Origin of the sequence: Exiguobacterium sp. SH5S4 (assembly GCF_004337045.1) — a bacterium.
In the GTDB taxonomy this organism is placed as follows: domain Bacteria; phylum Bacillota; class Bacilli; order Exiguobacteriales; family Exiguobacteriaceae; genus Exiguobacterium; species Exiguobacterium aurantiacum_A.
The window spans coordinates 55,318-64,596 of record NZ_SJUQ01000018.1 but is presented as its reverse complement, the minus strand read 5'-3'; the positions used below and the strand labels follow the sequence as shown (position 1 = coordinate 64,596).

Genomic DNA, 9,279 nt, shown 5'->3' with positions numbered 1-9,279 from the left:
GTTCCTCCTGTTTTTCCCTCGGGCGAAATCGCCCCCTGAGGGTGAATTTTTGCCGTTTTGACACGTTCGACGAACAGCCATCGCAAGGGAAACGTCAAGGGTCTCAGCCAGTCTACTTTTTTTCGTTCAGGAGGGTTTTATGGACGAAAAAAATCGACTGCCCCTTGATGTTGACCGCCGTGACGTGTGCGAGTGACAGGGGAAGAAGCGAAGCCGATCCTTGCCCTGTCAGAGTCCGTCACGTTCGATAGGATGTATCGTCCGAGGGGAAAAACGGTAAACATTCGTGGTCTTCCGTTCCGACTTGGCGGAACGTTCCCTGCTTGCCTGAGCAAGCCTACGGTCTTGACCTTGACCTGACGCTCCGAGCGTCCCGTCAAATCGTGCAGGAACGTACAGCCCGACACGTCCCTCGGACGTGCAGCCAATGGCCGGTTCATCTCCGATGATCTCGCTATTGGCGACGGGGTGTCGTTATCGCTCGATTTAGGGGCGTTGCGGTGGGTTGTGGGGGCTTGGGTGGTCGATGCCCTTCCGAACACCTTAGCCCCCGCCCCATGAGCCATAAAAAGCATTTCAGACCTTCTCCGTATATTTACATTCAGGGAAGCGAGAGCAGCCATAAAACGAGCCATGCTTCGAACCACGAAGAATCAGTTTCTCCTTGCACTTCGGACATTCTCGCTTAATGTGAGTTAACTCTTTTCGATACATCTCGACGGCTTCATTTTCGTTCTTTCGATTCAAAAACGACTCAAGTTCATCTCTGCCAATTAATCGTACGTTCACTTTTCCTGCGACCGTCTGAGCGCTTTTAGTGAATCGACTATTGGTCACGACCCAAGCTTCGTCACACTCAAAATAATGCTGTGCTGTAAAGACCTCTTGTATCGCTTGAATCCCGACGTTCGAGCCGTATCGTTTCGCTTGAACAACAATATTATGCCCATCCTTCTCTAAGAGCAAATCTGCCCCAAAATCTCCAGTAGTGGACGTCGTTTTTGCTATGTAACCACGTTTCTCGAACAACCATTTGAGATACCTTTCGAAACCGATGCCATCCATCTTGTCGATCTGATACAAGGTTGAATTCTCGTATTCTTTACGATTCTTTTGTGTCTTCAATTGCTGTATCAATTTCGGAATGAATAGGATCACCCCCCCGATACATAACCCCATAACCAAGGAACTCCACTGAGGATAATTCCCATCAAGTAACCGTTCAAAGTCACGATATAGAACTAAAGCCAAGCCCAATCCAATGGCTACCTGTAAACGAGTTAACTCTTTTTTGTAACGTGTATTACGCTTCGAATAACGACGCTTGTTCTTCATTTCTTCACTTCTCCTTTTTGAATAAATTCACTACATAACTTCGTTATGAAAATAAGAAAGACAAACCATCCTACACCTTATTTCAAGTACCACAACTCATTCAGTTAGCGGTATTATCTCTAGGTATTGCGTATTCATAGGCAGGGTACGGGTACTAACTTTATTGGCAATTGGTACATTAATTTCGAGTGAATCTTTTGTTTTCGAAGTGTACGTTTCATGGTGTCTTTCAGCGAACGTGGCAGCACGATAGACAAGGCTCGTGAGCAATTGTTTCTTCATCTGTTTCGCTTCTTTAATCATGTTCAATAGGTCTTGTGTGCGGTACACAAGGTAACCCGCCCCACGTCCTCGTAGGGGCTTCCCGTTGCGATCTACCTTCTTCCGCACGACGAAACGACTGTCGGCTTTATGGAGGGCTTCTAAGGCTCGTGTGATGCTCGTATGCTTTTTCACTTCACCAAAGAGCGTGTCAGCCAACTGACGTGTTGAGACTTCGAGGGGCATACTTTCTCCCTCCCCTTCGGGCAACACTTTTTCGAAGTGTGATTGAATGTCGTGTACTAATTCGTGCTTATGGTCATAGCTTCTAACGTCTCTCGACTTTTTGTGCTTCACAAAACGAATTGCTCTCGGACGATGACCAGTCACAGACTCGATGAAATTAAAATCGAGTTTATAGTCAGAACGGAAAACCGTTCTGAGAGGTGATGTGACGGCGTTACGACGCAAAGGGATGTCTAACTTAGCATTCCAGTTCAAAGCGATTTCTTCGGCTTCTCCAAGGCTTAAACCGTCCATTTTAGCCATGATACCCAATTGAACGAGTACCTTGTTACGCATACCGACCTCACCTGTTTCTTGAAGAATGATTCCGGCACGTTGAGTCAAATAACCACCATGAGCAAACAACTTTTTGTTCATTACATTTTGTTCTGCGAACCACTCTTTAGCTTCGCTGTTGTTCCAAGTGTTTGACGGGTCGAAGTACATGACTGTCTCTTCTCTAGGAAATCTTGCCCATCCAAAAACGTCTTTTGCATCGTCAATCGGGAGTAAATCGGATACAACTTTTTTCAACTGGCTCGCAATGCTCTTTGAATATGTAATTGCTTTTTCAGAACCGAACCAAGCTTCTCCGTATGAAACGAAGAACTGTACGCCTTTAGGCGTACTTAGGATTAAAAACGGGCTACAATTGACGTCCAATTGTTCGAATGCGAAGAGGATCTGATTGACGCTCATTTTTTGGTCAACATCGAAGCAGAGTGTCTTAACTCTTCTAAGGTATTGTTGAGCGATGAAGTGGTGTTTATCCGCACGATAATAGACGTTCGGAGTCCAGTGAGTGACACCACCGAAAGATGACTCATGATAGTGCAGCACACCACCGATAGAACGTGCTATGTCTTGTCCGAATTCTTGGTCAGTACCTAGATATTCTTTTCCGTAAGCTACTCGTACAGCCCCTTGAGTTTTCATTTCAAAGTCACATTTTTGTTTAATTGAGACTGGCACATCATTTGCATAAGATTCGTATAAGCCGAAGCCGTCACCGATGATAAACCTCACGATTTCTTGTTCTAGTTTTGTATGTACTCGATGATGATTTGATTGAATATTCAACATGGTGTCTGCCACCTTTCAGATAGTTTTTGAACAAAAAAAGGTTTGCCTTCGCTCGGAAAATCGAGCGTGGCAAACCTTAAAGTCAGACTAATCTTCCATCCAATCCATGAAAATAAATTAAAATTTTGTCGATTTTTATCGAAATTTTAATCCATTTTCCTACGTTGAATGTTTTCAAACCGTATGAAATGTGGTAACTTATATATATCAAAGAACTGCGTCAAAGAAAAAAGACGTTTGTTCCTGACAAATAAGTGTTATATACACTCTATATGGTTTGAAGATTAGTGGTCCTTTTGTGAAACCTTACTATAATTCCCGTCCCGCCAAGAAGGAGAATTCGTAAGGTAATGGGTTGCCACTTTTCTTTTTTTTTGCTATTTTATCGTTTTTTTGAGGAAAAGGTACTAACTTATAAGTTATTGAACTAATTCTAAAGTCATTTTTATAGTGATTATATTACACTAATTTCAGGGAAATTGCTTTAAAATTCTGGTTAATGAATTGAATGACATTATGTTCCCTTCTTTTACAAAGAATCACAACTTTCGTAACGGACTCTTTTTTTCTTCTTCGATAAAGTCTTTAACCGTCTGAATGTGCCAAAACCGTTGCCCGTCGATCACGACGTCAGGTGTAGGGACAACCGTCCCCAACTCGACATACCTCCAAAAATACTGCTTAGAATGCATCCTCGTGTTCGGTATTTCTCTTACTACCTCTTTATAGAAAGAACTCTGCTTGATGTACTCTGACGCTTGGAACGTTCTTGTTTCTCCGATCCGCCCCGTAGGGTTAAAATCATATTCGAGAACATCTAGATAAAAACGTAATTCTTTTTTATTAAGAATATTGAAAGCGTCCGAATGATTCAATACTGTTTTCTTGTTTTTCTTAGGATCACTAACAAACTGGGCAAGTTGATAGAAAACCACCTCCCCTTCACTCGATAAAACTACCGAAGAAGGGTCTTCCATCCGTTTTTTTACGTTTGGGAAGTTTTTGTAAATCATATCCAAAGCATGATTCACATGACCACTCCTTCACTTTTTATTATATACTTAGATTATAACATTCTTCCCGAAACATTCACACCTAATCCTTTTAAAAATAACATCTTTTTTGATTGCGTATGGTATAATAGAATTAACAATAAATTACTCAAAAGCGAGGTGTTAGAATTGATCCATTCACTCTTTCCAATTATCAAACGGTACGCCCTCTATCCTGCGGTAGTCGGCTATTTGGCATACTATTACTTCCGAAACACTTTCAACTATGAATATGGAACTGACTTCTTCCTCGTGAAGCCATTTACTGCCATGATCCCGTTTGACGGACTGTCGGATCAGTTCTACTATTTCGTCACCTTCTACTTGTTAGGATATATGTACGGAGTTATTAGCAGTGTTTACGGTGTCCGTATCTTCAAACGTGGCATTTTGCTCTCTATCATCATTTGGGCAAGCAAAGTCGGTGTTATTATGCTTACTCTTCCTTTCACTCCGTTCGTTCTCGTCATCAACATTTTTGTTTCTGCCTATAAATTACTCAGAAAGAAAGAACCAAAAACGAGACTTCAATACGCTGATTAATAAAAAAGACCGCCTGACCTTCGAGGTCAAGTGGTCTTTTATTTTGTCTCTGAACACTCTTTTAAAACCCTCTATGTGTCTATACAAACGAAGGGGGGGGATAATGAGATGGAGACAATCACGGTACTCTTACAAGCCTTACAAACCGCCTTAATGCTACACACTTGGTATAACCGATAAGCAAGTTTAAACCTTGCAAACCGGTTGGTTAAGACGTTATATGGATTGGCCTGTCATCTTCGATGATCGAGCCAATCCATGTTCTTTCAATTTACATCCTTCTTAAATATCATTCCGTGTAAAGGCACTAAAGCGTATAACAGATAGAAAAGTTTTAAATAGTCTTGTTCACTAAGTTCACTGTAATCGTGGCTGCCATGTAGAACCGAATTACGACATAACGGATCGACACTGGTGTAATGATATATCCGATGCATTCCTTCAAGGGCTTTCATTTCAAAGAATGTATTTACGAATTCATCATCTTTCATGTTACTCAATTGTTCCATTGCAATTTTTTTGACGGTTTCTTTACTCAGTTGAAGTTTGGTCGGTTCTTCGTAATTAAAGACACCCTGATTATCCTGACTTAAAATCCAATTAGCTACGAAGAATTCAATGACAGGGTATAGCCCCATCATTGCAAGTTCGTAATCCTGATTACGATAAGCAACCAATGTCTGTTCTAAAATTCTATGATGCCGTTTCAAAAACTCTTTCTCTTTAAGTGCTTCAACATTTTTTTCGAGATTTCGTTCCATCCACTCAAGCAAGACCTCACGTTTAAGGTAGGGATGATAATCATTAATACTGAATTCGTCTAAGTAATCTATATGGAGGTAGATATTCTCTTCAGCCATTTCTTTAGAAAATGCGATCACATCACTTGATAGTTCAGATAAATTTTCGCTAATTTTTTGCCAATCAATTGTTTTAAGAACCTTATAAAGATTAGCAACGTGCTGTTCTGCCCTTTTCGATACCATTTGAAATGTTCTTAACCTATCTTCGTTAAAGATAGAGTTGATAGAATGACTCAAATTTCTCATCACATCATTAATTTTTAGAGCATGCGATTGCAGTTCTCTATTCCTAGCATTTATCTCTTTAATGAAATCGGGTAGTCCGGAATTATTCTGTTCGTCTTTCATTTGTTCCACCCTCCTCTTCCCTTTGCATGTTTCTTTCTTTCAAATAATTATAGAATGTCGCCTTTTTAATCGGTAACGTCCGACATATGTCTACTACGGTGACACCTGAATCATACATCATAAATGCCTTATCTAAAGTGTCATCGTCAATCTTCTTCCGTCCTCCGACTCGCCCCCTTTTGCGTGCGGCTGCCAATCCAACTTTCGTTCGCTCAATAGTTAAATCACGTTCCATCTCAGCAAACATCGAGACGAGAGTGAACATCATTTTGCCCTGAGGAGTCGTGGTATCGAGATCGCCTGTTATGACTCGTAAATCAATCCCTCGTTCTTTTAAATCGTCCACAAGATTAATCAGTTGCTTCATTGTTCTACCAAGTCGGTCTAATTTCCAAACAACTAGCGTGTCGCCTTTTCTTAAATATTCTAAACAACGTTCAAACTCTGGGCGAGTCTGAGTTGATCCACGCTTTTCAAAAAAAATCTTTTCGCATCCTTCTTTTTCAAGAGTATCAATTTGTAAATCAAGGTTTTGATTTTTAGTTGACACTCTGGCATAACCGATTTTCGCCATGACAATCTCCTTTCGATAAATTTAGTCTATAAACTCAATACGATTGTAACAAAATAGACATTGATTTATAGATGGCAAAATAGAATATGAGCAAAAATAAAAAAGTACCGTTTTGAGCCATTTGTGACTTTCTCGGTACTCCTCTATTTTTTTTTACAAAAAACAATCGTTTTATAGACTTCTTATTATATTAAAATCAACAAAACGCTTTTTAAGTTTGTTAGAACTTGTTAATCTCCTAATTGGTTCCACTACCGCATTGGTCGGAATGTCTTCGGGAGGTGGATAGTTTTCAAAATAACAAATACGATTAATGAAATACTCCATTTGTTCCTCATCTCCTTCCCATTCCATTTCGTCTTCATATTTTAGAGATTCTTGTTCAAGTTCTTCATACAAAGCATATAAGTTCCATGCATCAAGTAATGCGTTGTGAGTTCCGTTTTCGTTTTTTTCATATGTTAAATTATATTTCCTACACATGCCCTCAAGTGTATGTGGATAGACCGTTCTATGTTTTGAAAGCGATAAAGTATCCAAAAAATTATTCTCTAATGGCTTCATTCCATTTCTTAATAGAGCTTTATTCAAAAAAACCAAATCATGAGGAATATTGTGAGAAATAATCAGACTGGTTCCAATGAAGTTTACCAAAGTTTCTAACGCTGATTTCTCTTCAAAACCATGTTTGATTCTATGCTCTATGTGTGAGAACTTTTTAATTGTTTTTTCATCTAATTCTTGATTTACAAATAAATTTAATGAACCAATATGATCGATGTATCTAAATTTGATAACACCGATTTGAAGAATCTTATCTTTTTCTTTATTTAATCCACTGGTTTCTAAATCTAGAAAAACCCTATTGTTTAATAGATCATTCAATTTTAACACCCCAAATCTCAGTGGTAACAGAATCTTTTTTTACAGACTAATCATTTCTCTGTTTCTCTCGAATAAGGACTCAATACTGTCAGGGTCTTCGATTTCCATGATTTTTTTATTTAATAAATGTATTTTATTTTCTAATGCTTTTATTCTAAACAATAATTCCCAACTAACGATCTTATTAGCGTCAGAATCATCTTTCATTCTTTCTAAGTAACTTTCTAATTCTTTTTTGTGTTGTTCCATTCCGATTACTGCATATTTCATGGTTTCAACGTTTTCTTCTGAGGTAATCCTCATCTTCATATCTCTCCCTTATCTTTATTCCTTATGAAAAGACCTTTCGATTTCTCTGAGATGATTTAGAATTTGTTCTCGTTCTTCATGCGTCATGGCGAGAACCTTCACCTCATCATACTGGGATTCACGTCGAGAAATTTCACTCATACCTTGAAGTATTGATTCGATCTTATCAATCATTTCATGCATGTCAGTTTAACTCCTTGTTGGTTGATTAGTATAATTATCTAGTGACTTTTTGAAATAATCCACGTTCATTAGTTAAAGTTTCTCCACCGAAATAGGATTTCCCCAATCGCATTCAAGTTCATCTAAGTTCTCGACTGAATTAACGTCATTTAAAATCTCCCAACGTGCCACATGATAATTACCTTCCTCATCTACAACAATACCCATGAAATGATCGCCATAATTCGAGTTGTGGTTTAGCGTGGCATCTTCTTTGACCTGATACGTTTTTCCATCAAATGTAAAGCTACTCATGGAAAGACCTCCTGTTTCTTCTTTGATTAACAACCGTTTCAATTCCTCCCAATCCTTAAAGTACAGATCGGTCTTGCTTTCAACCCTTTGGTCTTTTGGTCGATGTCCAGATTCAAAATGTCTGTCTAAAGAAACAAGAGTTATCTCCAAATCTTTATTTTCCATTCGAGTCATTGTGTTGTTTTGAAGATAGAAATAGATCGGATATTCTTCCTTATCTTTTGTTTTGGGCATTTGAAAACTTACCGTCGACCAGAGTGAATATTCCCCTTTATCAACCACTTGATATTTCATATCACAAAAATGAGTTTGTTCATTACAGTTAATACTTCCCCGATCTATCGTGAGGGTTTCTTGGCTATGAAAATTTGATGTGAAGATGATAATGAAAATGAATACACTGTACATGACTAATGAGTAATACGTCCTTATCAGTACAAAGCCCACTCTTTCAGATGGCAATACTGAATAATCTTGATTTTCAAATTGGCATCCGAAAAATCTTAGATACATATAGATAGTTTTAATAATCATCATCACTGCCACTAATAAAAACATCCACTTATAGTATTTAAGAACGCTTATGTCAGCTAAAAAACTCATACAACACAAAATCACCATAAGGAAAATAGCAATAATGTTCAACCAATATTCACGCCTTAACCACTTATAGGAATACTGCGTTATCTTGCTTTTAACATCGGCTCTATCTTTTAACTGGTTGTGTTCAAGTGCTATTTTTACTACTGCAATTATAAAGAGAACTATCGGAATAACATAAATAAAAATTGGTTCAAGCGCTTTAGTCAAACCATAAAAATGATAATCAATATATCCTTTTGGGAATCCTACTGAATCGTAATATATTTCTGTTGATACAGTGACGAAATAGTATGATAGTCCAGTAAGGATTAACACTATCCCTGCATTATTTGAATACAACAAAAATTTCTGAGATAAAGTGTTTTTGTCACCTTCTGCCAACTTGTACCCTCCGTTTATTGAAACTTATAATATGTTCCATTTTCATATTTAATTAACATGCTGCCATCATCCATCGCCGTGACCTCAATCACTTTATCGAGTTCATAATTGGCACGTTCCTTCAAAGACAAATGAGAAATAGCGTGGTCAATATAGCCGTGAACAAATCTCTGATACTGTTCCTCGGTTAGATGGGTTGCAAATGCAGGTCTCTTCCCTTTTTGTTCAGGTATCGTAAACTCACCATTGCTCGTAATCACTTTCTTATCCATTTAATCTTCCTCCTCATTAATTTGAATTCTTAAATCATACATTAATTATAAACTAATATTGAATTAAA

General features: G+C 38.3%; 11 protein-coding genes. 1 reads left to right on the top strand and 10 read right to left on the bottom strand.

Annotated features, from left to right (window positions below):
* Window positions 1-576: 576 nt before the first annotated feature.
* From EVJ32_RS10995 to EVJ32_RS10985, 3 genes are all read right to left on the bottom strand, one after another.
* On the bottom strand, window positions 577-1,335 hold the full coding sequence (locus EVJ32_RS10995; RefSeq protein ID WP_131458408.1) for a restriction endonuclease: 759 nt from the start codon (window positions 1,333-1,335) through the stop codon (window positions 577-579).
* A gap of 96 nt (window positions 1,336-1,431) precedes the next feature.
* Entirely contained in the window at window positions 1,432-2,964 is a 1,533-nt protein-coding gene (locus EVJ32_RS10990) for a hypothetical protein (RefSeq protein WP_131458406.1), read from the bottom strand.
* A 539-nt stretch (window positions 2,965-3,503) separates the two neighbouring features.
* Complete coding sequence (locus tag EVJ32_RS10985) at window positions 3,504-3,995, bottom strand: hypothetical protein (protein ID WP_131458404.1); 492 nt, start codon at window positions 3,993-3,995, stop codon at window positions 3,504-3,506.
* Window positions 3,996-4,145: 150 nt separating this feature from the next.
* On the opposite strand from EVJ32_RS10985, the gene EVJ32_RS10980 reads away from it, so the two are divergent.
* Window positions 4,146-4,559: a hypothetical protein gene (locus tag EVJ32_RS10980; protein WP_131458403.1), complete on the top strand. Its 414-nt coding sequence runs from the start codon at window positions 4,146-4,148 to the stop codon at window positions 4,557-4,559.
* 266 nt (window positions 4,560-4,825) lie between these two features.
* Here the strand turns inward: EVJ32_RS10980 and EVJ32_RS10975 are convergent, their stop codons facing one another.
* The 7 genes from EVJ32_RS10975 to EVJ32_RS10950 all read right to left on the bottom strand — a co-directional run bounded on the left by EVJ32_RS10975 (window position 4,826) and on the right by EVJ32_RS10950 (window position 9,211).
* Window positions 4,826-5,710, bottom strand: a complete 885-nt coding sequence (locus tag EVJ32_RS10975) for a hypothetical protein (RefSeq protein ID WP_131458401.1) — start codon at window positions 5,708-5,710, stop codon at window positions 4,826-4,828.
* Window positions 5,691-6,284 (bottom strand): recombinase family protein, encoded by a 594-nt coding sequence (locus tag EVJ32_RS10970; RefSeq protein WP_131458399.1) that lies wholly within the window; start codon window positions 6,282-6,284, stop codon window positions 5,691-5,693. Before EVJ32_RS10970 ends, EVJ32_RS10975 begins: the two co-directional genes overlap by 20 nt.
* 171 nt (window positions 6,285-6,455) lie before the next feature.
* Complete coding sequence (locus EVJ32_RS10965) at window positions 6,456-7,169, bottom strand: 3'-5' exonuclease (protein ID WP_161568802.1); 714 nt, start codon at window positions 7,167-7,169, stop codon at window positions 6,456-6,458.
* Between the two features lie 39 nt (window positions 7,170-7,208).
* Complete coding sequence (locus EVJ32_RS10960; protein WP_131458395.1) at window positions 7,209-7,472, bottom strand: hypothetical protein; 264 nt, start codon at window positions 7,470-7,472, stop codon at window positions 7,209-7,211.
* Between the two features lie 21 nt (window positions 7,473-7,493).
* Window positions 7,494-7,661 carry a hypothetical protein gene (locus tag EVJ32_RS16220; RefSeq protein WP_161568801.1) on the bottom strand — a complete coding sequence of 56 codons (168 nt, stop codon included), beginning with the start codon at window positions 7,659-7,661 and terminating at the stop codon, window positions 7,494-7,496.
* 72 nt (window positions 7,662-7,733) lie between these two features.
* Window positions 7,734-8,939 carry a hypothetical protein gene (locus tag EVJ32_RS10955; protein ID WP_131458393.1) on the bottom strand — a complete coding sequence of 402 codons (1,206 nt, stop codon included), beginning with the start codon at window positions 8,937-8,939 and terminating at the stop codon, window positions 7,734-7,736.
* Window positions 8,940-8,953: 14 nt separating this feature from the next.
* Window positions 8,954-9,211 (bottom strand): hypothetical protein, encoded by a 258-nt coding sequence (locus EVJ32_RS10950; protein WP_131458391.1) that lies wholly within the window; start codon window positions 9,209-9,211, stop codon window positions 8,954-8,956.
* Window positions 9,212-9,279: the final 68 nt, after the last annotated feature.

Coding starts and splice junctions, on each gene's coding strand:
- EVJ32_RS10975 (WP_131458401.1), bottom strand. CDS start 5,710: ATGAAAGACGAACAGAATAATTCCGGACTACCCGATTTCATTAAAGAG.
- EVJ32_RS10950 (WP_131458391.1), bottom strand. CDS start 9,211: ATGGATAAGAAAGTGATTACGAGCAATGGTGAGTTTACGATACCTGAA.
- EVJ32_RS16220 (WP_161568801.1), bottom strand. CDS start 7,661: ATGCATGAAATGATTGATAAGATCGAATCAATACTTCAAGGTATGAGT.
- EVJ32_RS10995 (WP_131458408.1), bottom strand. CDS start 1,335: ATGAAGAACAAGCGTCGTTATTCGAAGCGTAATACACGTTACAAAAAA.
- EVJ32_RS10990 (WP_131458406.1), bottom strand. CDS start 2,964: ATGTTGAATATTCAATCAAATCATCATCGAGTACATACAAAACTAGAA.
- EVJ32_RS10960 (WP_131458395.1), bottom strand. CDS start 7,472: ATGAGGATTACCTCAGAAGAAAACGTTGAAACCATGAAATATGCAGTA.
- EVJ32_RS10970 (WP_131458399.1), bottom strand. CDS start 6,284: ATGGCGAAAATCGGTTATGCCAGAGTGTCAACTAAAAATCAAAACCTT.